Origin of the sequence: Actinotalea fermentans (assembly GCF_007991475.1) — a bacterium.
In the GTDB taxonomy this organism is placed as follows: domain Bacteria; phylum Actinomycetota; class Actinomycetes; order Actinomycetales; family Cellulomonadaceae; genus Actinotalea; species Actinotalea fermentans.
In genome coordinates, this window is record NZ_BJYK01000001.1 from 44196 (window position 1) to 67318 (window position 23123).

Genomic DNA, 23123 nt, shown 5'->3' on the forward strand with positions numbered 1-23123 from the left:
CGTCGGCGTGGCGACGGGCGCCCCGCGGACCGCGCCCATCGTGCCACGGCGGAGGCCGCCAGGCGGGAGGGTAGGGCGGCCGAGAGTCGGTGGGCGACGCCGTCGGGACGTACCTCACCCGCGGGGCGTTCGCGGCGTCCGGCCCGCGGGTGCCACGATGGGCGCATGAAGGGTCGTGTCCTGGTGGTCGACGACGACGTCGCCCTCGCCGAGATGATCGGCATCGTCCTGAAGTCCGAGGGCTTCGAGCCGCTCTTCTGCGCGCACGGCGACGAGGCGCTGGAGGCGTTCCGCACGGGTCAGCCCGACCTGGTGCTGCTCGACCTCATGCTGCCCGGCAAGGACGGCAACGAGATCTGCCGCCTGATCCGGGCGGAGTCGGGCGTGCCGATCGTCATGCTCACCGCCAAGAGCGACACCGTCGACGTCGTCCTGGGGCTGGAGTCCGGCGCCGACGACTACATCTCGAAGCCGTTCAAGCCCAAGGAGCTCATCGCGCGGGTCCGCGCACGGCTGCGCCGCACGGACGAGCCCAGCCCGGAGCACCTGACCATCGGCGACCTGGAGATCGACGTCACAGGCCACCGCGTCTCGCGCGACGGCGTGACGATCCCGCTCACGCCGCTCGAGTTCGACCTGCTGGTGGCGCTGGCGCGCAAGCCGTGGCAGGTCTTCACGCGCGAGGTGCTCCTCGAGCGCGTCTGGGGCTACCGGCACGCGGCCGACACCCGCCTCGTGAACGTCCACGTGCAGCGGCTGCGCTCCAAGGTCGAGCACGACCCCGAGGACCCGAAGATCGTGGTGACCGTGCGCGGCGTCGGATACAAGGCGGGCACCGGGGCGCCGTGAGCGCGCGGGTCGCCACCTGGCCGGCACGCGCCGCGCGGTTGGGCCGGCGCGTCGGGGGCCGGGTCGCGCTGCTCGTGCGGGGTGTGGTGAGCCGGTGGCGCGGCTCGCTGCAGCTGCGCGTCATCAGCTCCGCCCTCGTGCTCGGCATCGTCGCCGTGGGCGTCCTCGGGTGGTTCCTGTCCGACCGCGTGGCCTCCGGCCTGTACGACGACCGGCGTGAGCAGCTGCTCGCCGACTCGGCCGCCTCCAGCCAGCAGGCGCAGCGACGCTTCACCGCGTCCGCGGCCGACCGGTCGACCGACCAGGACCTCGAGCGGCTCCTCCAGGACGTCATCGGGCAGCTGCGCGTGGGCGGCACGGGTGAGCGCCGCGAGGTGTTCGTGCTGCGGTCACCCGGGCAGAACACGAGGCTGTTCGCGAACGACCAGGCGACGGACCCCAACCTCGTCGGCCTCATCCCGAGCGAGCTGCGCGCGGCGGTGCGCGAGTCGCAGGTCCAGCTGTGGATGCCCGTCGGCATCCCGCCGGGGGAGTCGGCGTCCGGCGCGCTCGAGACCGGTGAGGGGGACGCCGCAGGCCCGCTCGCGCCGGGGATCCTCGTCGGGTCCACCGTCACCGTGCCGACGGCGGGCGCCTACGAGCTCTACTACCTGTACGACCTGTCGCCCGAGCAGCAGACGCTGGAGTTCCTGCAGCGCGTGCTGCTGCTCGGCGCCGTCGCCCTGGTGGTGCTGCTCGGCGCCCTGACCTGGCTCGTGACCCGGCAGGCCGTGCTCCCGGTGCGAGCCGCCGCGCGCGTGGCGGAACGGCTCGCGGACGGGCTCCTCGCCGAGCGGATGACGGTGCGGGGCGTGGACGAGATGGCCACGCTCGCGCGGTCGTTCAACGAGATGGCGGAGAGCCTGCAGACGCAGATCCAGCGCATGGAGGACCTGTCGCGCCTGCAGCGGCGGTTCGTGTCCGACGTCTCCCACGAGCTGCGCACGCCGCTGACGACGATCCGCATCGCCGCCGAGATCCTGCACGCGGCCCGCGAGGACCTGGACCCGGCGGCCGCACGGTCCGCGGAGCTCCTGCGCACCCAGCTCGACCGGTTCGAGGCGCTGCTCGCCGACCTGCTCGAGATGAGCCGGTTCGACGCCGGCGCGGCCATGCTCGACGCCGAGCGCCGCGACGTCCGCGACGTCGTCGTGGCGGCGGTCGACCAGGCCTCGGCCCTCGCCTCGCGGCGCGGGGTCTGGCTCGAGGCCGACCTGCCCGACGAGCCCGTCGTCGCGGACGTCGACCCGCGCCGGGTCGAGCGCATCCTGCGGAACCTGCTGGTCAACGCGATCGAGCACGCCGAGGGGACGCCGGTGGAGGTCCGGCTCGCGGCCGACGCGCGGGTGCTCGCCGTTCGTGTGCGCGACCACGGCATCGGGATGACGCCCGAGGAGGCCGAGCACGTCTTCGACAGGTTCTGGCGCGCGGATCCCGCCCGGGCGCGCACCACCGGCGGCACCGGCCTCGGCCTGGCGATCTCGCAGGAGGACGCCAACCTGCACGGCGGCCGCCTCGAGGTCTGGGCCAGGCCCGGCCAGGGGGCGTCCTTCCGCCTCACGCTCCCGCGCCGCGCCGGCATCGTGGCCGACGCGTCGCCGCTGCCGCTGGAGCCCGAGGAGCAGCCCGCGTCCCGGCCGACCGTGGCCCTGGGCGGCCCGGGTGGCGCGGACCCCGCCGCCGTCCCCGACCTCGACAGGCTGGAGGCGTGATGGCCGGCCCGACCCGTGCCCGCAGTGCCGCGCTCGTGCTGGGGCTCGCCGCGGCCGCTCTCGCCGGCTGCGTCGCGATCCCGACGTCGGGCCCGATCGCCACCGGCAGCCCCGCCCCCGTCGACGAGAGCCCGCCCATCCCGCTCGCGGCGCTGCCCCAGCAGGACGACACGCCCGAGGGCATCGTCGCGGGCTTCTTCAGCGCCGCCCGCGCGGGCGTGTTCGACGACTTCGACGTCGCACGGGAGTTCCTGACGCGCAACGCCGACGCCGCCTGGGACCCGCGCGAGCGGCTCCTGGTCGCGGCGAGCGACCCGGAGCTGTCGATGGACGGCGACATGGTGGTCGCCGTCGTCGACCTGGCCGGCAGCGTGGACAGCGAGGGGGTGTTCCAGGAGGCGGCCCCCGGCTCGGAGGTGACGCTCTCGTTCGGCATGCAGCGCAACCACGCGAACCAGTGGCGCATCGCCGACCTCCAGAACGGCATCGTGATCCGCGACTCCGCGTTCGACGCCTCCTTCTCGCCGGTGCCCGTGTACTTCGCCACACCGGACTGGCAGATCGCCGTCCCCGAGGTGCGCTGGCTCCCGGACCAGAGCGCGTTGCGGCGGGCCGTGCTGGCGCTGTTCGACGGCCCGGCGCCGTGGCTCGCGGACGGCGTCGCGAACGCCGCCCCGCCGCTCGGCGCACCTGTGGAGGTGGCCGACCCGGGCGCGGACGGCGTCGTGACCATCGACCTGCCCGCCGAGGCGTTCCAGGAGAGCTGGGCCGACGAGCAGCGCGGCCACCTGCAGGCGCAGCTCGAGGCCACCCTCTTCACCGGGCGGCTGCGCGGTGCCGTGTCGTCCGTCGGGCTCACCGTGGCGAGCTCGAACGGCCCCGTGCCGCTGCCGGTGCAGCCGGACGAGGTGCCGACGCTGCTCACCGATCCTCAGCCCCGCTCGGGCCCTTACGCCGTCGTCGACGGCGTGATCGCCGACGTCAGCGGCGAGCTGGCCGAGCCGGTTGCCGACCTCCCCGCGGTCACGGACCTCGCGGCGCCCAACCATCCGGCGGTCAGCGCCGACGGGACGCTGTGGGTGCTGCTGGACGGCACGCGGCGGCTCGTCCTGCTGCCCGCGGGCGGCGCCGAACCGGAGACGCTCCTCGAGGGCGCCGACCTGCTCCCGCCGTCCGTCGACAGGTTCGGCTGGGTGTGGACGGGGGAGAAGGACTCCGCGGGTCTGCTCACCGCCGTCCTGCCCGACGGCACGACGGTCCCGGTCAACGCGCCGCTCCTGGCCGACCGCCAGCTCCGGTCGATGCGCGTGTCGCGGGACGGGGCGCGGATCGCCATCGCCTCGGTCGACGCCGACGGTCGCAGCACGATCCACGTGGCCTCCATCGTCCGCGCGGCGGACGAGGCGGGGGAGCCGAGGGCGCTCGGCGACGGGGCTCTGACCGTGGGCGCGTCGCTGACGGACGTGACGGAGCTCGCCTGGTCCACGGAGCAGGCGCTCGCCGTGCTGGGCACGGCCGCGGGCTCCGAGCAGCGGGCGGTCTACCTCGCCACGGTGGGCGGGCGCACCACCCTGCAGCAGGTCGTCGCCGAAGGCACCGTGGGGCTGGCGGCGGCCCGCGGCAACGACGGCATCTACGTCGTGGACACCGACGGGGTGCTCCGGCTGCTGCGCGGGTCGAGCTGGGTGGAGACCACGTCGGGCGTCGTGGACCCGGTCTTCCCCGGCTGATCACCCTGTGGACGGCCGGTCCGGGCGCGCCGGTGCGGCCACGCTGGGGCCGTGGGTCTGGGGCGTGGGGTGCTGGTCGCGGCGGCGAGGGACGTCGGGCGGCTCGTGCTGCCCGTCGAGTGCCCCGGGTGCGGCCGGCTCGACACGGTGCTCTGCCCGGCGTGCGCGCAGCTGCTGACCGCCCGCGCCGCGCGATGCGAGGAGGCGGTGCCGCGGCTGGACCGGATGGACGGCGCACCGCCCCCACCCGTCTGGGCGGTGGTGCCCTACGTCGGACCGGTGCGCGGCGTCGTGGTCGCCTGGAAGGACCGCGGCCGTGCCGATCTCACGCGGCCACTGGTCGCCGCGCTCGAGCGCACGGGGCGCGACCTGGCGCCGGCTCTCGGGGAGGTCGCCCGGTGGGGCGGGCTGGCCCTGGTGCCGGTGCCCACGACGGCGCGTGCCCGGCGTCGTCGGGGCGCGGACCTGGTCCGGCTGCTCGCGGACGGCCTGGCACGCGGCCTCGGCGAGGCAGGCGTGCCGGCCGCAGTCGCAGCCGTGCTGCGTCGGCGCCGGGATCCCCGGCGCCGGGACCAGGTGGGCCTCGGTGCCCGGTCGCGGGGGCGGAACGCGGCGGGCTCCGTGGCGGTGCGCCGAGGTGCCGTGGCGGCGCGCGTGGTGGTGCTCGTGGACGACGTCGTGACGACCGGCGCCACCCTGGCCGCGTGCCGGGCGGCGCTCGAACGCGCCGGGGCGCTCGTGGTGGGGGCGGTCGTGCTCGCGGCCACGCCGTCGCCGTCGGCCGTGTCCGGGGTCAGCACGCCGGGGCGCTAGGATCGGAACGATTCGATCCTAGCACCCCGTCCGCCCGAACGCGCACCCCGTGATGCCACGGGTGGCAGGCTGGCGTGGACACCGAGGAGGTCCCCGATGCCCCGCCCTTTCCCGCCCACGTCCGTGGTGCCCGACCCGACGTTCGCGCACCGGGTCGCGACCGCGACCGTGACCGTGCTCGACCCGACCGGTGCGCCGTTGGCTGACACCGAGGTCACGGTCGAGCAGACGCGCCACGCGTTCGGCTTCGGCAACATCGGGTTCGACTTCATCCCGCTCGCCAACGGTGAGACCGTGCCGCACCCCGACGACGACGTCGAGACCTTCGGCGGTGCGTCGCTCGAGGCTCTCGAGCACCTGGCCGACCTCTGGCTCGACGTCTTCAACACGGCGACGCTCCCGTTCTACTGGGGACGGTTCGAGTCCCGGCGCGGCCAGCCGCAGACCGAGCGTCTGCGGCGCACGGCGGAGTGGTTCCGCGACCGCGGCGTCGAGCTCAAGGGGCACCCGCTGGTGTGGCACACGGTCCAGCCGTCGTGGCTGCTGGACCTGCCGGTCGACGAGATCGAGCGGGTGCAGCGGGAGCGGATCCGGCGTGACGTCGCCGACTTCGCCGGCCTGGTCGACACCTGGGACGCGATCAACGAGGTCGTGATCATGCCGGTGTTCACCAACGGCGACAACGGCATCACGCGGCTCGCACACCGGATCGGACGCCTCGCGACCATCCGCCTCGCCTTCGAGGAGGCCCGCGCGACGAACCCGCGGGCCACCCTGCTCCTCAACGACTTCGACATGTCCACCGCGTACGAGTGCCTCATCGAGGGGGTGCTCGAGGCGGGCATCGAGGTCGACGCGCTCGGCCTGCAGAGCCACATGCACCAGGGGTACTGGGGCGAGGAGAAGACGCTGCGCATCCTCGAGCGCTTCTCGCGCTACGGGCTGCCGATCCACTTCACGGAGTCGACGCTCCTGAGCGGGCACCTGATGCCCGAGGAGATCGTCGACCTGAACGACTACCAGATCCCCGACTGGCCGAGCACGCCCGAGGGTGAGGCCCGCCAGGCGGACGAGGTCGAGCGTCACTACCGCACGCTGCTGGCGCACCCCTCGGTCCGCAGCATCACCTACTGGGGGCTGTCCGACGACGGCATGTGGCTCGGCGCCCCGGGCGGCTTCGTGCGCAAGGACGGCTCGTGCAAGCCGTCGTACGACGCCCTGCGGGGGCTCGTGAAGGGGGAGTGGTGGCTCGCCCCGACGACGATGCGGACCGACGCCGCCGGCCGCCTCACCGTGCAGGGCTGGCTCGGCGACTACGCCGTCAGCGCCCGCGACACCCGCGCGTCGTTCGCGCTGGCGGCCGGGGTGCCCGCGGTCGACGCGCGGCTGGGCTGACGGACCGACGCCTCAGGGTGAACTGTGCGGGACACCGCGGACAGGTGAAGTGAGCCCGCTTCTCCTGTCCGCGGTTCCGGGTTACGGTCGTGGTAGCTGACGACCGGATGGCGCATCCCCCGGACCGCCGCCCGGTTCCGCAGAGGCCTGCGGGAGGAGGTGGTGCCCACACCGCGTCCCTACCTGTGAGTGATCCAGGTCCCGTCGGACGGTTCGCCCGTCCCACCCAAGGAGGTCAGCCATGGAGATCGTCGTCGTCGGCCGCCACACCGAGGTTCCTGAGCGGTTCCGCCGCCACGTCGAGGACAAGCTCAGCAAGGTCGCCCAGCTCGCACCGCGTGCGCAGCGGGTGGACGTCGAGGTCACGCACGAGAAGAACCCCCGACTGTCCGAGATCTGCGAGCGGGTCGAGCTGACCGTTCGCGGCAAGGGGCCGGTGATCCGCGCCGAGGCCATGGCTGACGACCCGTACGCCGCCCTCGACATCGCGATGACCAAGCTCATGGAGCGGCTGCGGCGCGCGCGCGACCGGCGCAAGGACCACCGCGGCGCCCCGCTGACGCCCGTCGAGGTGCGTGCCGCCGAGGCGGAGGAGGTCGTCGAGGCCGAGCCCGACGCCGGCGTCACGGTGACCGAGGACGGCGCCGTCGAGAAGATGCTCGGCGACTCGCCGATCGTCATCCGCGAGAAGCTGCACACGGCCCAGCCCATGACCCTGGACGACGCGCTCTACGAGATGGAGATGGTCGGGCACGACTTCTTCCTCTTCGTGGACGCGGAGACGTCGCTCCCCTCGGTCGCCTACCGGCGCCGGGGGTGGAGCTACGGCGTCATCCGGCTCGACTCGCCGGTGTCCGTCAGCGCGCAGGCGGTCTAGCACACCGGCGGGCGCGGGCCCGCGGCCGAGCGCCGCAGGCCCGCGCCCGTCGCGTGCAGCGGCGTCCGGTGGTGGCGTCCGGCGTCGGCGCCCGGGCGCGTCAGGGCGGCGCATGTCGGAGGGGACCGCCACGATGGCCCGGTGACCGCCCCGCCCGAGCAGCTGACGCTCGCCCAGGCCCGCCGCGTCGCGCTCGACGCCCAGGGGCTGTCGCGGCCCCGGGCCGAGCGGGCGGGGCCGGCGACCATGCGCCACCTCGGGCAAGTCGTCGACCGTCTGGGGCTGCTGCAGATCGACTCCGTGAACGTGGTGGCCCGCGCCCACCTCATGCCCGTCTTCTCGCGCATCGGCCCGTACGACCCCGGCCTGCTCGACCGGGCGAGCGGGCGGGCACCGCGGCGCCTCGTCGAGTACTGGGGCCACGAGGCCTCGTTCGTCCCGCCGGAGACCTACCGCCTCCTCGGCTGGCGCCAGCGCGCGTGGCGGGAGCACGCCTGGGGCATGGCGACGTCGGTCCTGCACACGCACGCGCACCTCGTCGACGAGATCCGCGACCTCGTCGCCGAGCGCGGTCCCGTGACGGCGCGCGAGGTGCACGCCGAGTACGCGGCCGAGCACCCCCGGCAGCGCGCGGACTGGGGCTGGAACTGGACGGTCAGCAAGCGCGTCCTCGAGCTGCTCTTCTTCACGGGCGAGCTCACCTCGGCCGGTCGGAACGCGGCCTTCGAGCGTCGGTACGACCTGACGTCCCGCGTGCTGCCGCCCGCCGTCCTCGCCGCGCCGGAACCCGCCGACGACGACGCCGTCCGCGCGCTCGTGGAGATCGGTGCGCGCGCGCACGGGGTGGGCACCGTGGCGTGCTTCGCCGACTACTTCCGGATCAAGGCAGCCCCCGCGCGCCGGGCCGTCGCCGAGCTGGTCGAGGACGGTGTGCTGCGGCCCGTCGTCGTGCGGGGGTGGGAGCGGCCGACCTACCTGCACCGCGACGCGCGCGTACCGCGCTCGGCGACCGGACGTGCCCTGCTGAGCCCCTTCGACCCGCTCGTCTTCGAGCGCCGCCGGCTCGAGGAGCTGTTCGGCACGCGGTACCGCATCGAGATCTACACGCCGGCGCACCTGCGCGTGCACGGGTACTACGTGCTGCCCTTCCTGCTGGGCGACCGGATCGTGGCGCGCGTCGACCTCAAGGCCGACCGACGCGCGGGCGTCCTGCTCGTCCAGGCCGCGCACGCCGAGCCGACGGGGCGCGCCGGCGAGTCCCCGGGCGCCGTCGCCGAGGCCCTCGCCGCGGAGCTCCGGCTCGCCGCCTCCTGGCTGGGCCTGTCCGACGTCGCGGCCGGGCCGGCAGCGGGCGGCGACCTCCTGCCCGCTCTCCTGACGGCGCTCGCCACGCCGTCGGCGGCTTCGTAGGCGGTCGCGCAGGCCGGCCCGCGGCCGGTGCGGCGGGGAACCCCGTCCGCGCGTCGGTCGTTGGTACGGGGCGTGGGCGGTGCCTCGCCTACGATGGTTGGTGGCCTGCGCCCGGGCGGCCCGACGGAGCAGCCGTCGGAGTGCCCAAGGGCGGACGACGGGCCCGGACCGTGCCGCTCGGCGCGGACACACGGACACTGGGAGACGCGCGTGCCTTCGATCCTCGACAAGGTCCTGCGGATGGGCGAGGGCCGGACCCTCAAGAAGCTCGCCGGGATCGCGGAGCAGGTCGGCGCTCTGGAGCCGAGCTTCGAGTCGCTCACGGACGCCGAGCTGCGCGAGGAGACCGACCGCTTCAAGGCCCGTCTCGCCGACGGCGAGACGCTGGACGACATCCTCCCCGAGGCGTTCGCCGCCGTGCGCGAGGCGGCCCGCCGGACGCTCGGCCAGCGGCACTTCGACGTGCAGCTCATGGGCGGCGCCGCGCTGCACCTCGGCAACATCGCGGAGATGAAGACCGGTGAGGGCAAGACGCTGGTCGCCACCGCGCCCGCCTACCTCAACGCGCTCACCGGCAAGGGCGTCCACGTCGTCACGGTCAACGACTACCTCGCCTCCTACCAGAGCGAGCTCATGGGCCGCGTCTTCCGCTTCCTCGGGCTCACGACCGGCTGCATCGTCACCGGTCAGAACCCCGAGGAGCGCCGCAAGCAGTACCTCGCGGACATCACCTACGGCACGAACAACGAGTTCGGCTTCGACTACCTGCGCGACAACATGGCCTGGCGGCCCGAGGAGCTCGTCCAGCGCGGTCACCACTACGCCATCGTCGACGAGGTCGACTCGATCCTCATCGACGAGGCGCGGACGCCGCTGATCATCTCGGGCCCCGCCTCCGGCGACGCGAACAAGTGGTACGCCGAGTTCGCGAAGATGGCGTTGCGGCTCCACCCGGAGGTCGACTACGAGGTCGACGAGAAGAAGCGCACGGTCGGCGTCCTCGAGCCGGGCATCGAGAAGGTCGAGGACTACCTCGGCATCGACAACCTGTACGAGTCGCTGAACACCCCGCTCATCGGCTTCCTCAACAACGCGCTGCGCGCCAAGGAGCTCTACAAGCGCGACAAGGACTACGTCGTCATGAACGGCGAGGTGCTCATCGTCGACGAGCACACCGGCCGCATGCTGCCCGGCCGCCGGTACAACGAGGGCATGCACCAGGCCATCGAGGCCAAGGAGGGCGTGCAGGTCAAGGCGGAGAACCAGACGCTGGCGACCATCACGCTGCAGAACTACTTCCGGCTCTACGACAAGCTCGCCGGCATGACCGGCACGGCCCAGACCGAGGCCGCCGAGCTGATGAGCACGTACAAGCTCGGCGTCGTGCCGATCCCGACGAACAAGCCGATGGTCCGCAAGGACCAGCCGGACCTCGTGTACAAGAACGAGGAGGTCAAGTTCAAGGCGGTCGTGGACGACATCGTCGAGCGGCATGCCAAGGGCCAGCCGGTCCTCGTCGGCACGGTGAGCGTCGAGAAGAGCGAGAAGCTCTCGCAGATGCTGCGCCGCATGGGCGTCCCGCACGAGGTGCTGAACGCGAAGCAGCACGCTCGCGAGGCGTCGATCGTCGCGCAGGCGGGCCGCAAGGGTGCCGTGACGGTCGCCACGAACATGGCCGGTCGCGGTACCGACATCATGCTGGGCGGCAACGCGGAGTTCATGGCCGTGCAGGCGCTCGCCGAGCAGGGCCTGGACCCCGCGGAGAGCCCGGAGGAGTACGAGGCCGCCTGGCCCGCCGCGCTCGAGAAGGCGCGTGCCGCCGTCGCGGCCGAGCACGACGAGGTCGTCGAGCTCGGTGGCCTGTACGTGCTGGGCACGGAGCGCCACGAGTCCCGGCGCATCGACAACCAGCTGCGCGGCCGCTCGGGCCGGCAGGGCGACCCGGGCGAGTCCCGCTTCTACCTGTCCATGACCGACGACCTCATGCGGCTGTTCAACTCGGGGCTCGCGGAGTCGATGATGAACCGGGCCGCGTACCCGGACGACCTGCCGCTCGAGTCCAAGATGGTCACCCGCGGCATCCAGAGCGCGCAGTCCCAGGTCGAGGCGCGGCACTTCGAGGTCCGCAAGAACGTCCTGAAGTACGACGACGTCATGTCGCGCCAGCGCGAGGTGATCTACGCCGAGCGGCGCCGCGTGCTCCAGGGCGAGGACATGCACGAGCAGGTCCAGCACTTCGTCACCGACGTCGTCACGGCCTACGTCGACGCGGCCGTGGCCGAGGGCACCCCCGAGATGTGGGACCTCGACGCGCTGTGGACCGCCCTCAAGCTCGTCTTCCCGGTCTCGATCACGCCCGACGAGGTGATCGAGGAGGCCGGCTCGGCGCAGCGGCTGACGCGCGACCTGCTCCTGGACGAGCTGCTCTCCGACGCCCGGATGGCGTACGAGCGGCGCGAGGAGCAGCTCGGGACGGAGAACATGCGCGACCTCGAGCGTCGCGTGGTCCTCTCGGTCCTGGACCGCAAGTGGCGCGAGCACCTGTACGAGATGGACTACCTCAAGGACGGCATCGGCCTGCGGGCGATGGCGCAGCGCGACCCCCTGGTGGAGTACCAGCGCGAGGGCTTCCAGCTGTTCCAGGCCATGACGGACGCCATCAAGGAGGAGTCCGTCACGTTCCTGTACAACCTCGAGGTCAAGCTCCAGCAGCCGGAGGAGGCCGCACCGGCGGACGCCGGCGCCGAGGCGGCCGGCGAGGCTGCAGGTACCGACGGCGCCGCCGCGGCGGAGCAGCCGGCGGTCACCACGACCGCACCCGCGACGGTCGCGGCGCCGCGGGCCGCGGTCGCCGCCGAGGAGCAGCCGACGCGTGCCGCGCGGCCCGTGCCGCGCATGGTGGCCAAGGGCCTCGAGGCGCCGGAACGGCGGGCGCCGCTGCAGTACTCGGCCCCGTCGGTCGACGGTGACGCGAACGCTGTGACGGCGGCCTCGGGCTCGGGCGGCGCCGTGGCGGCGGAGAAGGACGGCCAGACGTTCCCGGGCACCCCGCGCAACTCGCCGTGCCCGTGCGGCTCGGGCAAGAAGTACAAGCTCTGCCACGGGAAGAACGAAGCAGCCTGACGCCAGGGCGAGCCCGGCCGGTCACCGGCCGGGCTCGCGCTCCGTCAGCGGCGGGAGCAGGTCAGCCGATCTGCAGGACCGTGGCCCGCCAGCTCCCGCGGTGCACCTCGAGACGGACGGCGGCCGCGCGGACGCGCGCACCGTCGTGCACCACCGCCGTGCCCTCGGCGACGGTGGGGCCGACGCGGCACAGCCGGACCGCGCGGAGGACGACGCCGCGTCGACCGGTGGCCGGGCCGGGGCGCACGGCCCGTGCCAGCGCCTCGTACACCTCCGGGCTGACCCAGCGCGCGAGCTGGACCAGCGGGCGGGCGGACGTGAGCGCCTCGATCGCCGCCATCACGACGGCGCCGCACAGCCGGGTCGGGTCCTCCAGCGGTTCCTCGCGCGGTGGCTCGGGGGCGGCCGTGGGCCACGCGGCAGAGGTCAGCGGGGACAGCACCGAACGACCGACCGGCGGTTGGCCGATCGACGCGCTCCGCGCCACGTGCGACGGCTCCGCGGTCGGGGGGAGCAGCAGGCGCGGGGGAGCGGTCGTCGCCGCGCGCGCGGCGGGGCGGGTCCTGGCCGGTGCGGTCGCAGATCCGGTCCGTGCGTCGGCCGACGTCGCCAGCGCGGCGCTCATACCGAGATCCCGGCAGGAACGGTGAGGACGTCACCGGGGTGGATCAGGCCCGGGTCGGGGCCGACGAGCGCCTGGTTGGCCGCGTAGAGCGAGGGCCAGGCGGCTGCGACCGCGGCGTCGGGGGCGTCCGGCGGCAGCAGGCTCGCCGTGATGCTCCACAGGCTGTCTCCGGGCTGGACGACGATCGAGGTCGGCTCCACGGCGGGGGCGGGCTGCGCACCGGGGGTCGGGGTCGTGGGAGCCGGCGGGCTCGCCAGGGGGACAGGTCCGCTCACCGCGCTGACCGGGCTCACCGCGCTGACCGGGCTCACCCCGCTCACGGTGGAGCCGGGGGCGGTCGGTGCCGAGGACGTCTGCGACACGGTCGAGGTGACCTGCCAGTCCACGTCGACGTCCTCGGCCAGCGCGGTGCCGCCGATGCCGAGCGACATCCCTGCCCCGACGCCGACGGTCAGCGCACGGCGCAGGACGGCGGGGACGACCCGCTGGGCCACGGCCTCGGTGCGCGACCACCGGTGTCCGAGGCCGGCGGCGACGGCCGTGACGGTGAGGACGGCGCAGCCGCCGGTGAGCACGGCCGCGGCGAGGGCCCCCACCGCGAGCACCGCGGTGCCCACCATCGCGTCGGGAGCCGGCGCCTGCGCGGAGGCGCTCACGGCAAGGCGGGCGAGGACGGCCGCCGCGCAGGCGCAGGCGGCGGTCGCCGTGAGGCCGCGCCAGGCGCCGTGTCGAGGGGTGCTCCGAGGGTCCACGGGTGCTCCGATCCGGGAGGTGGCCGAGCGCCGCGCGGCGGGCGATCTCAACCGATGCAGGATGATGCAGAACGATGATGGAGGATCGAGTTCCGTCACGTCGACTGGACGACCACTGTGTGGACAAAGCGGACATGTGGGCCAGGTCGGCGCCCTAGCGTGTGCGCATGCGCTGGCAGGCCCTCTTCGCCGATCTCGAGCTACAGCTCGATGCCGCGGAGTCGCGCGGCCGGCTCGACGACGTGCCGGACCTCACGCGGGCCGAGCGCGCCGCCGTCGACCTGGGTGCGCGGCTGCGCGCCCACACGGGCGAGCTCTCGGTCACGGTGCACGGCGGCGAGTGCCGGCGCGGCGTGCTCCAGGACGTCGGGCCGCAGTGGGTGCTGCTCGCGGACGGTCCCCGCGAGCACCTGGTCCCGCTCGACGCCATCGCCGTCGTCGCCGGGCTGGGCGACGTCGCCGCGCCGCCGGCGGGCGTCGTCGGCAGCCGGCTCCGCCTCGGTCACGCGCTGCGTGCGGTCGCGCGCGACCGGTCCGTCGTGCGCGTGCTCACGACGGCGGGCACGGTGGTCGGCAGGGTCGACGCCGTCGGTACGGAGCACCTCGACGTGGCCCTGGTGCGGCCGGACGACGACCGACCGACCGGCGCCCGGTGCGCCGTCGCCTGGTCAGCCCTGCTCGTGCTGAGCCGCGGCTGACCCCGCTTCGATGCTCGCGCGGGTCTCGGCGTACATCCGCTCGATGTAGGCCTCGAGCTGGTCGGCCTCGACGCGCCACTGGCCGGCCTTGCCCTGTCCGCCGATCTTCATCGCGGGGAGGTCGCCGGACTTCACGAGGGCGTACGCCTGCGTCATCGAGATGTTGAGCACATCCGTCACGTCGGCGAGCGTCAGGAACCGCGGCATGGCAGGAGTCTGGCACGTCGGGCGCACGCCACCGAACCGTGCACAGGTGGGACTGAAGACCGGGACGAAACCGACCAGAACGGGCATGATGGGCGGGCGCGGGCGCGCGCCAGATGGGCAGGGCAGCCCGCGGCGAGCGCACGCGGACCACGGGCACGCCCGCGGGGACGACACCGAACGAGGGGGACATGGCCGACCACCCGCACCCACCCGCCAGCCCACCTGCACTGCGCCTGCGTCGGCCCGGCTGGCGGGACCCTCGCCTTCTGCTGGGGGTCGTGCTCGTGGCCGCCTCCGTCGCGCTCGGGTCGACGCTCGTCGCGTCCGCCGGGCGGACCGTGCCGGTGTACGCGGCCGCCGAGGCGCTCGTCCCCGGCGACGCGCTCGCCGCGGCGGACCTCACGGTCCGGCAGGTGCGTCTCGACGCTGCGGGCGCCACCTACGTGCGCGCGGACGAGCCGCTGGCGGACGACCTCGTCGCGACCAGGGTCGTCGGTGCGGGGGAGCTGCTCCCGAGGTCCGCAGTCGCGACGCAGACCGAGCTCGGGCTGCGTCCCGTGGCGATCGAGCCGGACGGCGCGCTGCCGGAGGGGCTCGCTGCCGGGGCCGCCGTCGACCTCTGGTTCGTCCCCGAGGGGGACGCCGGGGTGGCGCCGTCGTCCTCGGTCGGGGCGACCCGGGGCGCGCCGACCGTCGAGCCACAGCTCCTCGCGGCCGGGCTCACCGTGGCCGAGGTGAGCGAGCCACGCGGTGGGCTGGCGGTGGGTTCGGCGGTGACCGTCCACGTGCTCGTGCCCGTGGACGAGCTGCCCACGGTGCTCGGCGCGCTCGCGGCCGAGGGGTCGGTCGAGGTCGTCCTGGTGCCCGGGGGAGGTCGGTGAGCGCGCGGATCGGCGTCCTCAGTGCCGTGACGGGGGACGACGAGGCGACGGTGGTGCAGGTCCTGGCCGCCGAGCGCGGCGTCGAGGTGGTGCGCCGGTGCGCGGACCTGGCCGAGCTCCTCGCGGCCGGGGCGGCAGGCATCGGCCGGGTCGCCGTCGTCTCGGCCGACCTGCCGGGACTCGACCGGGCAGCGGTCGGTCACCTGCACGGTTCGGGGGTCTGGGTCGTCGTGGTCGCGGCCGCGGAGGACCGGGGGCGCGTGGACGGGCTCGGCGCGGACGCGGTGACCGCGGCGCCCGGCGTCGCACCGGCGGTCCAGCGGGTGCTGGACGGTGGCCGTCCGGCGGCTCCTGCGGCGGACCCGGGCCCGCCGGCCCGGCCGGCGGACGGCGTCGTGGTGGCGGTGTGGGGACCGACCGGAGCGCCGGGGCGCACGACCGTCGCGGTGAACCTCGCTGCCGAGCTCGCCGCTCGCCCCGCCGGGCGGCTCCCGGAGGGGCCGACCGTGCTCCTCGTGGACGCGGACACGTACGGAGGGACGGTCGCCCAGGTCCTGGGACTCCTCGACGAGGCACCCGGTCTCGCGGCGGCGGCGCGGGCGGCCGCGGCAGGTCGGCTCGACGAGGTGGGGCTCGCGGCGCTGACCCCGCGGCTCGAGGGCGGTCTGCGGGTCCTCACCGGGCTCAGCCGGCCCGACCGGTGGCCGGAGGTCCCCGCGACGAGCCTGGACCTGGTCTGGCCCGCCTGTCGGTCTCTCGCGGACGTGACGGTGGTGGACTGCGGGTTCTGCCTCGAGCAGGACGAGGCCCTGACCTACGACACCCGCGCGCCGCAGCGGAACGCGGCGACGCTCTCCGCGCTGGCGACCGCTGACGTCGTCGTGGTGGTGGGCGCGGGCGACCCGGTCGGTCTGCAGAGGCTCGTGCGCGGGCTCGGCGCTCTCGACGAGCTGGCGCTGGCGGCCCGTCGGCGCGTCGTCGTGAACCGGGTCCGTGCCAGTGCCAGCGGCCCCCGACCCGGGGACGCGGTGCGCGAGGCCCTGCGACGCTACGCGGGCGTGGTCGACGCCGTCGTGCTCCCGGACGACCAGGTGACCTGTGACGGCGCGCTCCTGCACGCACGCACGCTCGCCGAGCACGCCCCGTCGTCGGCCCTGCGCCGTGCGCTCGCGGGGCTCGCCGCGGAACTGGTGCCCGCCGCGGTGCCCGCGGGGGCACACTGAGCCATGCGGATCTACGTCCCCTCGACCCTGGCCGAGCTCGACCCCAGCCGCGGCCTGCAGCCGCGTCTGGTCCACGCGGTCACCTCAGCGCTCCGGGCGGCCCTGCCCGACGAGGACGAGGAGGGCCTCGAGTACGCCGCGCAGCTGCTGGCCGCCGACGACAGCCTCGACCGGCTCGAGGGCACCGACGCCCCGCGCCGACGCGTGGTCGTCGCGGTGGACGTCCCCGAGGCGGTCGTCGAGGCCGTCGACGACCCGCACGCGCCGTCCGTCGTCCGGCTCACCATCCCCGTCGGCTGGGACGACGTCGCGTGCGCGCACGTCGACGAGGCCGCGGCGGAGGCGGACGTGGTCGCAGCGCTCGCGGGGGACGACGACGCCGTCGAGCGCCTCGCCGAACGGGACCTGCTCTGGTACGACTCGAGCGAGCTCGACCGCCTGGCCGCGGGCTCGCTGCACTAGCCGCGCCGGCGGGGGTCAGTCCTCGTCGAACGGGTCGAGGAAGGCCCGCACCTGGTCGTGCAGGAGGCCGTTGGTCGCCAGCGCGGAGCCCCCGAACGGGCCGGGCACGCCGCGCACCGAGGTGAACGTGCCGCCCGCCTCGGTCACGATCGGCACGAGCGCGGCCATGTCGTGCAGCGCCAGCTCGGGCTCGCAGGCGACGTCCACGGCGCCCTCGGCCACGAGCACGTAGGACCAGAAGTCGCCGTAGGCCCGGGTGCGCCAGACGGCCCGCGTGAGGTCCAGGAAGCCGTCCAGGCGCCCCTGCTCCTCCCAGCCCGACAGGCTCGAGTACGACAGCGACGCGTCGTGCAGAGCCCCGACCTGGGACACCTGCAGCCGGGTCGCCGAGGACAGCGAGCGCCCGCTCCAGGCCCCCGAGCCGACCGCCGCCCACCACCGACGACCGAGCGCCGGCGCGCTGACCAGCCCGAGCACGACCTCGCCGTTGTCGATGAGCCCGATCAGCGTGGCCCACACGGGCACGCCGCGGACGAAGTTCTTCGTCCCGTCGATCGGGTCGATCACCCACTGCCGCGGCCCGTGGCCCGTCGCCGGGAGCTCCTCACCCACGACGGCGTCGCGCGGCCGGGTCCGGCCCAGCTGCGCGCGCACGACCTCCTCGGCGAGGCGATCGGCGTCGGACACCGGGGTGTGGTCCGGCTTGGTCTCCACGTGCAGGTCCAGCGCCCGGAAGCGCGACATGGTCACCGCGTCGACCTGGTCGGCGATCACGTGGGCGAGCCGCAGGTCGTCGTCGTAGGCCATGAGGTGAACCGTAGCGCCGAGGCGCCCCGGCGCGGCCGAGCCGGCCGTCAGTCGGCGCGCGCGTCGCCCGTGCGCGCCGCCAGGAGCCGACGCAGGGAGTCCACGCGGCGCGCCCGTGCCTCCGCCTCGGCGCCCGCCGCCTCGGCGACCCACTCGTCGAGCGCGCAGTCGGGCGCCGTCGCCGCGTGGGTGCAGCCCCGGGGGCAGCGTTCCTCGACGACCGCGGCGAGGTCCTCGAAGGCTGCGAGCAGGCGCTCCGGTGTGACGTGGGCGAGTCCGAAGGACCGGACACCCGGGGTGTCGATGACCCAGCCGTCCTGCTCGGGCAGGCGCAGGGCCACGGCGGAGGACGACGTGTGCCGGCCCCGACCGGTCACGACGTTCACGCGCCCGGTAGCCCGGTCGGCGTCCGGCACCAGGGCGTTGACCAGCGTCGACTTGCCCACGCCCGAGTGCCCCACCAGCACCGAGACGCGCCCGGAGAGGTGGTGCCGGAGCCGGTCCAGGCCTCCGATGCCGGCGGCGTCGTCGCGCGCGGTCACGGTCGTCTGGACGCCGAGCGGGGTGTAGAGCGCGACGAGCGGGGCCGGGTCGGCGAGGTCGGCCTTGGTGAGGCAGAGGAGCACGTCCATGCCGGCGTCGTACGCGGCGACCACGCACCTGTCGATCATCCGGGTGCGCGGCTCCGGGTCGGCGAGCGCGGTCACGATGACGAGCTGGTCGGCGTTCGCGACGATCACGCGCTCGACCGGGTCGGTGTCGTCGGCCGTGCGGCGCAGCACGGTGCGGCGGTCGGCGATGCGCACGATCCGGGCGAGCGATCCCGTCGCGCCGCTCGTGTCGCCGACGACGTCCACGAGGTCCCCGCAGACGACCCGCTCCCGGCCCAGCTCGCGTGCCTTCACCGCGGTGACGGCACGCTCGCCGGGCGTGTCCGGGGCCACGAGGACGGCGTACCGGCCGCGGTCCACCGCCGTCACGAGCGCGCGGACGGCGTCCTCGTGCGCGGGCCGGCGCTTCGTGCGGGGGCGGGAGCCGCGCCCGGGTCGGGTGCGGACGGCGTCCTCGTCGAGCCGGCCGATGGCCCGCATGCCTCAGGCGACCCCGAGCATGCGGGCCCACATCCCGGTGAAGCCCGGGAGGGTCTTGGCGGTCGTGTCGACGTCGACGACGCGCACCCCGCTGACGCGCAGGCCGACGAGCGCGCCCGCGGTGGCCATCCGGTGGTCGCGGTAGGTCTGCCAGACGCCCCCGTGCAGCGCGCGCGGGGTGATGACGAGCCCGTCGTGCGTCTGCTCCGCCTGGCCGCCGAGCCGCGTGATCTCCGTGGCGAGCGCCGCCAGCCGGTCGGTCTCGTGCCCGCGCATGTGCGCGATGCCCCGCAGTCGGCTGGGGCCGTGCGCCAGCGTCGCGAGCGCGGCGATCGTCGGAGCGAGCTCGCTGGCCTCGCGCAGGTCGACGTCGATCCCGTGCACGACGCCGGTCCCCGACACGGCGAGCACGTCGGCGGAACGCTCGACCCGGCCGCCCATCCGGGTGAGCAGGTCAGGGAGCAGTGCCCCGGGCTGCGTGGTGGCCTCGGGCCAGCCGGGCACGCGCACGGTCCCGCCGGCCACCAGGGCCGCGGCGAGGAAGGGGGCCGCGTTCGACAGGTCCGGCTCGACGCGCACGTCGCGGCCGGCGACCGGTCCGGGGGCGACCTCCCAGATGTGCGGCCGCGAGTCGTCCACGCGCACACCGGCGGCGCGGAGCACGTCCACGGTCATGACGATGTGCGGCAGGCTCGGCAGGGTCGGCCCGGTGTGCCGCAGCACGAGCCCCTGGGCGAAGCGCGGCGCGGAGAGGAGCAGACCCGAGACGAACTGGCTCGAGGCGCTGGCGTCGACGTCGACAAGCCCGCCCTGCAGGACGCCCGGGCCGGTGACCGTGAAGGGGAGCGTCCCGCGGCCGCCGTCGGGCCCGTCGTCGACGCGAGCCCCGAGGTCGCGCAGGGCGCGCAGCACCGGGCCCATCGGTCGGACGCGAGCCTCCGGGTCGCCGTCGAACCGGACGGGCCGGCCGAGCAGGGCGGCGACAGGCGGAACGAAGCGCATCACGGTCCCGGCGAGGCCGCACTCGACCTCGATCGGACCCGCACCGAACGGTGCGCGGCGCCCCAGGCGGATCGGCTCGACGGCCCAGTCCGAACCTCGCCGCTCGACGCGCGCGCCGAGCGCCTCGAGGGCGTCGGCCATGAGCACCGTGTCGCGGGAGGCCAGCGCGCCACGGATGTGGCCGGGGGTGTCGGCGATGGCGGCCAGCACGAGGTACCGGTTGGTCAGGGACTTCGAGCCGGGCACCTCGACGACGGCGTCCAGGGGCGACTCGGCTTCCGGCGCCGCCCACTCGGGGGCGTGCGCGAGCTCGGTCGTCATGTCGACGAGGTTACCGGGGCGGCGTCGGGCGCGGCTGGCTCGGTCACGGGCGGCGCGTCGGGCGGTGCGTCGGGCGGCGCTGTCGGGCGGGGGAGCCGTCGGCTCAGTCGCGGACGGCGCCCTTCGCGGCGGCGAGCGCCGCGCGGGTCTCCCGTGCGAGCTGCTTGCCCTCCTTGCGTGCCGAGGCGACCGTGCGTCGGGCCACGAGCTCGGCGTCGCGGTCGAGGCGGGCGTGCCGGACCCGCCAGCCGAGGCTGGGCGCCCCCTCCTTGTCCAGCCCGGCGATGAGCGCCCCGCCGATCAGGCTGAGGTCGCGCAGCAGCGTCCGCGCCCCGCGGTCGCCACCCGCCGCGAGGGTGGCGGGCGTGACCGCCCCCTGGGTGCGGACGGGTGCGTCCGCGACCGCCAGGGGAAGCGTCAGGAGGGCGAGCGCGCAGGCCGAGGTGCGCGGGGCCTTGCCCGCGGCGAGCAGCACGCCGGCCCCCGCCATGGCGCCACCGTGCAGCCGGACGGCCAGGCGCAGCGTGTCGGTGGGCGGCGGGTCGCCGAGCCCGGTGCGGGCCGCGAGCCGGCGCCACGCGTCGCGCATCCGCTCGACGTGCGGCCCCGGGTGGCGGACGGCATCGACACCCTCGGTGACGAACCATCCGGCGAGCAGGGGACGGGCGATCCGACGGGTCAGCATGATCTCCTCCTCGGTCCTGCGAGCACGCTATCCCCTGGTCGCGGTGCCGGCACGGGAAGGGTGCGGGAATGGTGGGCGTCGGTGCGCGCGTTGGCACTGGCATGAGCATGGTCCTGGTGCGCCCCGCGGCCGTCGTGACGCCCGGGCGGCCCGCCGGAGACGGCCGGGACGGGTGGGCCTGGGCGCCCGGGTACCGCGGGAGCGGCCCGACGGCGGTCGCGCCGTTAGGCTCGTGGCCGATGAACACCGACGCGCCCGACGAGGGCACCTACGCCGACGACGCGGGGACCGACCGTGCCCCCGAGGAGGCCCCGGCCGCGCGGGCCGAGCGGTTCGAGCGCGAGGCGCTCGCCTACGTCGACCAGCTGTACTCGGCGGCCCTGCGGATGACCCGCAACCCGGCGGACGCCGAGGACCTCGTGCAGGAGACGATCGCGAAGGCCTTCGCGGCCTTCCACCAGTACCGGCCGGGGACCAACCTCAAGGCGTGGCTCTACCGGATCCTGACGAACACCTTCATCAACTCCTACCGCAAGAAGCAGCGGGAGCCGCTCCAGGCGGCGTCGGAGGACGTGGAGGACTGGCAGCTCGCGCGCGCCGCGTCGCACACCTCGACGGGGCTCCGCTCCGCGGAGGCCGAGGCCCTCGACAACCTGCCGGACTCCGACGTCAAGGAGGCCCTGCAGGCGATCGGTGAGGACTTCCGGATCGCCGTGTACCTGGCCGACGTCGAGGGCTTCGCCTACAAGGAGATCGCCGAGATCATGGGCACCCCGATCGGGACGGTGATGTCCCGCCTGCACCGTGGCCGCAGCCAGCTGCGGGAGCTGCTGACGGACTACGCGCGTGAGCGGGGCCTCGTCCCTGCCCGCACCGAGGGGAGCGAGTCGTGACGTCGACAGGCGCCGGGCCGGACGCCGGCCACACCCACGACGACGGTTCCGAGCACGAGGTCGACTGCGGCGAGGCGCTCGCGCGGCTGTTCGAGTTCATCGACGCCGAGATCGACGAGCTCGAGGGGGACCGCATCCGCCGGCACCTGGCGGACTGCGAGCCGTGCCTGTCGGAGTACGACGTGGCGGACCACCTCAAGAAGCTCGTCCGGCGCTCGTGCACCGAGGTGGCGCCCACCGAGCTGCACGTGCGGATCCGTCAGCAGCTCACCGTGCTGCGCGCCCAGGTGCAGACCGCGGACTGACGCCCCGAGGTGGGCGTCGGCGCTCAAGTCGGGCGCGTCGTCGCCCGATCAACAACGGGTGACCGAGCAGACCTCGCCGCAGCCGCAGTCCGTCATCCCGCTCCTGCACGCCCTCGCCAGCAGCAAGGGTTCCGACCTGCACTGCAAGGTCGGTTCCGCGCCGCGCCTGCGGGTGGACGGCCGCCTGCGCCGGCTGCAGGTCCCTGACCTGCACCCGGCCGACACCGAGCACATGGTGTCCCAGGTGCTGCCCGAGGAGCTGCGGGAGAGCTTCGCCCGCACCAACGAGGCGGACTTCGCCTACTCCCTGTCCGGCGTCGGCCGCTTCCGCGTCAACGTGTTCCGCGCGCGCGGCACCCTCGGTCTCGTGTTCCGGCGGGTCGCGATGGGCGCGCAGACCCTGGAGGACCTCCACCTGCCGGAGGTGCTCGGCGAGCTCGCCCTCGAGCCGCGGGGCCTGGTGCTGGTCACGGGCCCGACGGGGTCGGGCAAGACGACGACGCTCGCGTCGATGGTGGACCTCATCAACACGTTCAAAGAGGTCAACATCGTCACGATCGAGGACCCGATCGAGATCCTGCACAAGGACAAGAAGGCGATCGTCTCCCAGCGCGAGGTCGGCTACGACACCGCCGACTTCACGGTCGCCCTCCGTGCCGCGATGCGGCAGGACCCCGACGTGATCCTCGTGGGCGAGATGCGCGACGTCGAGACGGTGCGCGCCGCCCTGTCCGCCGCGGAGACCGGGCACCTGGTGCTCTCGACGCTGCACACGATCGACGCCTCGGAGACGATCAACCGGATCGTCGACTTCTTCCCCCCGCACGAGCAGAAGCAGGTGCGTGGCGCCCTCGCCCAGGCCCTGCGCGGCATCGTGTCGCAGCGCCTCGTCCGCCGCGCCGACGGCACCGGCCGGGTGGCGGTGGTCGAGGTCCTGGTGAACACCGGCCGGACGGCCGACGCGATCGTCGAGCCCTTCGACAACCCGCCGCTCGAGGACCTCATCGCCGACGGCGAGTTCTACAAGATGCAGACCTTCGACAAGCACCTGTTCACGCTCGTCAGCGAGGGCGTCGTCTCCTACGAGGACGCCTGTACGGTCGCGAGCCGTGCGCAGGACCTCACCGTCGAGCTGCGGGCGGCGGGCATCGTCCGCTAGTTGCGCCCTGGCAAGACGAGATATAACGTGTTCTCCCGTAACGCGATATATCTCGTCAAGGAGG

Annotated in this window: 22 protein-coding genes and 1 pseudogene; 16 read left to right on the forward strand and 7 right to left on the reverse strand. The window is 74.6% G+C overall.

What is annotated here, in order from left to right:
• Nucleotides 1–165 precede the first annotated feature (165 nt).
• The 9 genes and pseudogenes from mtrA to AFE02nite_RS18030 all read left to right on the forward strand — a co-directional run bounded on the left by mtrA (nucleotide 166) and on the right by AFE02nite_RS18030 (nucleotide 11948).
• On the forward strand, nucleotides 166–849 hold the full coding sequence (mtrA, locus tag AFE02nite_RS00215; RefSeq protein ID WP_034248067.1) for an MtrAB system response regulator MtrA: 684 nt from the start codon (nucleotides 166–168) through the stop codon (nucleotides 847–849).
• Nucleotides 846–2600, forward strand: coding sequence for an MtrAB system histidine kinase MtrB (gene mtrB / locus AFE02nite_RS00220; protein WP_261765332.1), 1755 nt, complete (start codon nucleotides 846–848; stop codon nucleotides 2598–2600). The genes mtrA and mtrB overlap by 4 nt, the downstream gene beginning before the upstream one ends.
• The gene (locus AFE02nite_RS00225) at nucleotides 2600–4330 is read left to right on the forward strand and encodes an LpqB family beta-propeller domain-containing protein (protein WP_034248066.1); all 1731 of its coding nucleotides are present in this window, start codon (nucleotides 2600–2602) and stop codon (nucleotides 4328–4330) included. The genes mtrB and AFE02nite_RS00225 overlap by 1 nt, the downstream gene beginning before the upstream one ends.
• Before the next feature lie 51 nt (nucleotides 4331–4381).
• The gene (locus AFE02nite_RS00230) at nucleotides 4382–5143 is read left to right on the forward strand and encodes a ComF family protein (protein ID WP_261765333.1); all 762 of its coding nucleotides are present in this window, start codon (nucleotides 4382–4384) and stop codon (nucleotides 5141–5143) included.
• 96 nt (nucleotides 5144–5239) lie between these two features.
• A complete protein-coding gene (locus AFE02nite_RS00235) occupies nucleotides 5240–6538 on the forward strand; it encodes an endo-1,4-beta-xylanase (protein WP_034249446.1) in 1299 nt (432 codons plus the stop codon).
• A gap of 241 nt (nucleotides 6539–6779) precedes the next feature.
• Nucleotides 6780–7415, forward strand: a complete 636-nt coding sequence (gene hpf, locus AFE02nite_RS00240) for a ribosome hibernation-promoting factor, HPF/YfiA family (protein WP_034249447.1) — start codon at nucleotides 6780–6782, stop codon at nucleotides 7413–7415.
• Nucleotides 7416–7556: 141 nt separating this feature from the next.
• A complete protein-coding gene (locus tag AFE02nite_RS00245; protein ID WP_034248875.1) occupies nucleotides 7557–8825 on the forward strand; it encodes a winged helix-turn-helix domain-containing protein in 1269 nt (422 codons plus the stop codon).
• 210 nt (nucleotides 8826–9035) lie between these two features.
• Nucleotides 9036–11798, forward strand: a pseudogene (gene secA, locus AFE02nite_RS00250) (preprotein translocase subunit SecA); the annotation flags it as partial.
• Nucleotides 11799–11834: 36 nt separating this feature from the next.
• On the forward strand, nucleotides 11835–11948 hold the full coding sequence (locus tag AFE02nite_RS18030; protein ID WP_456047855.1) for an SEC-C metal-binding domain-containing protein: 114 nt from the start codon (nucleotides 11835–11837) through the stop codon (nucleotides 11946–11948).
• Nucleotides 11949–12009: 61 nt separating this feature from the next.
• Here AFE02nite_RS18030 and AFE02nite_RS00255 read toward each other — a convergent pair whose 3' ends face one another.
• Together AFE02nite_RS00255 and AFE02nite_RS00260 are read right to left on the reverse strand one after the other, a co-directional pair.
• On the reverse strand, nucleotides 12010–12573 hold the full coding sequence (locus AFE02nite_RS00255; protein WP_052114062.1) for an Rv3235 family protein: 564 nt from the start codon (nucleotides 12571–12573) through the stop codon (nucleotides 12010–12012).
• Nucleotides 12570–13325: a LysM peptidoglycan-binding domain-containing protein gene (locus AFE02nite_RS00260; RefSeq protein ID WP_146818907.1), complete on the reverse strand. Its 756-nt coding sequence runs from the start codon at nucleotides 13323–13325 to the stop codon at nucleotides 12570–12572. Before AFE02nite_RS00260 ends, AFE02nite_RS00255 begins: the two co-directional genes overlap by 4 nt.
• 167 nt (nucleotides 13326–13492) lie before the next feature.
• On the opposite strand from AFE02nite_RS00260, the gene AFE02nite_RS00265 reads away from it, so the two are divergent.
• Nucleotides 13493–14023: a hypothetical protein gene (locus tag AFE02nite_RS00265; protein ID WP_146818908.1), complete on the forward strand. Its 531-nt coding sequence runs from the start codon at nucleotides 13493–13495 to the stop codon at nucleotides 14021–14023.
• Here the strand turns inward: AFE02nite_RS00265 and AFE02nite_RS00270 are convergent.
• Nucleotides 13994–14230: a helix-turn-helix domain-containing protein gene (locus AFE02nite_RS00270; protein WP_034249023.1), complete on the reverse strand. Its 237-nt coding sequence runs from the start codon at nucleotides 14228–14230 to the stop codon at nucleotides 13994–13996. The genes AFE02nite_RS00265 and AFE02nite_RS00270 overlap by 30 nt on opposite strands.
• Nucleotides 14231–14418: 188 nt before the next feature.
• Between AFE02nite_RS00270 and AFE02nite_RS00275 the strand changes: the two genes are divergently transcribed.
• Genes AFE02nite_RS00275 through AFE02nite_RS00285 form a run of 3 tightly spaced genes read left to right on the forward strand, consistent with a single transcriptional unit; the run spans nucleotide 14419 to nucleotide 16796 of the window.
• On the forward strand, nucleotides 14419–15111 hold the full coding sequence (locus AFE02nite_RS00275) for a hypothetical protein (RefSeq protein ID WP_034249024.1): 693 nt from the start codon (nucleotides 14419–14421) through the stop codon (nucleotides 15109–15111).
• Complete coding sequence (locus AFE02nite_RS00280; RefSeq protein WP_146818909.1) at nucleotides 15108–16334, forward strand: AAA family ATPase; 1227 nt, start codon at nucleotides 15108–15110, stop codon at nucleotides 16332–16334. Before AFE02nite_RS00275 ends, AFE02nite_RS00280 begins: the two co-directional genes overlap by 4 nt.
• A gap of 3 nt (nucleotides 16335–16337) precedes the next feature.
• Nucleotides 16338–16796, forward strand: a complete 459-nt coding sequence (locus tag AFE02nite_RS00285) for a DUF6912 family protein (RefSeq protein WP_034248586.1) — start codon at nucleotides 16338–16340, stop codon at nucleotides 16794–16796.
• 15 nt (nucleotides 16797–16811) lie between these two features.
• Here the strand turns inward: AFE02nite_RS00285 and hisN are convergent, their stop codons facing one another.
• The 4 genes from hisN to AFE02nite_RS00305 all read right to left on the reverse strand — a co-directional run bounded on the left by hisN (nucleotide 16812) and on the right by AFE02nite_RS00305 (nucleotide 20702).
• Nucleotides 16812–17603 carry a histidinol-phosphatase gene (gene hisN, locus AFE02nite_RS00290; protein WP_034248584.1) on the reverse strand — a complete coding sequence of 264 codons (792 nt, stop codon included), beginning with the start codon at nucleotides 17601–17603 and terminating at the stop codon, nucleotides 16812–16814.
• A gap of 47 nt (nucleotides 17604–17650) precedes the next feature.
• Nucleotides 17651–18694 carry a ribosome small subunit-dependent GTPase A gene (rsgA, locus tag AFE02nite_RS00295; RefSeq protein WP_034248583.1) on the reverse strand — a complete coding sequence of 348 codons (1044 nt, stop codon included), beginning with the start codon at nucleotides 18692–18694 and terminating at the stop codon, nucleotides 17651–17653.
• Between the two features lie 3 nt (nucleotides 18695–18697).
• Nucleotides 18698–20017, reverse strand: coding sequence for a 3-phosphoshikimate 1-carboxyvinyltransferase (gene aroA, locus AFE02nite_RS00300; RefSeq protein WP_034248581.1), 1320 nt, complete (start codon nucleotides 20015–20017; stop codon nucleotides 18698–18700).
• Between the two features lie 103 nt (nucleotides 20018–20120).
• Nucleotides 20121–20702, reverse strand: coding sequence for a DoxX family membrane protein (locus tag AFE02nite_RS00305; protein ID WP_146818910.1), 582 nt, complete (start codon nucleotides 20700–20702; stop codon nucleotides 20121–20123).
• Nucleotides 20703–20809: 107 nt separating this feature from the next.
• Here AFE02nite_RS00305 and AFE02nite_RS00310 point away from each other — a divergent pair, with 107 nt between their 5' ends.
• The 3 genes from AFE02nite_RS00310 to AFE02nite_RS00320 are packed head-to-tail and all read left to right on the forward strand — an operon-like array spanning nucleotide 20810 to nucleotide 23059.
• Nucleotides 20810–21595 (forward strand): sigma-70 family RNA polymerase sigma factor, encoded by a 786-nt coding sequence (locus AFE02nite_RS00310; protein ID WP_407643076.1) that lies wholly within the window; start codon nucleotides 20810–20812, stop codon nucleotides 21593–21595.
• The gene (gene rsrA, locus AFE02nite_RS00315; RefSeq protein WP_146818911.1) at nucleotides 21592–21900 is read left to right on the forward strand and encodes a mycothiol system anti-sigma-R factor; all 309 of its coding nucleotides are present in this window, start codon (nucleotides 21592–21594) and stop codon (nucleotides 21898–21900) included. The genes AFE02nite_RS00310 and rsrA overlap by 4 nt, the downstream gene beginning before the upstream one ends.
• Nucleotides 21901–21958: 58 nt before the next feature.
• Nucleotides 21959–23059, forward strand: coding sequence for a type IV pilus twitching motility protein PilT (locus AFE02nite_RS00320; protein WP_034243759.1), 1101 nt, complete (start codon nucleotides 21959–21961; stop codon nucleotides 23057–23059).
• Nucleotides 23060–23123: the final 64 nt, after the last annotated feature.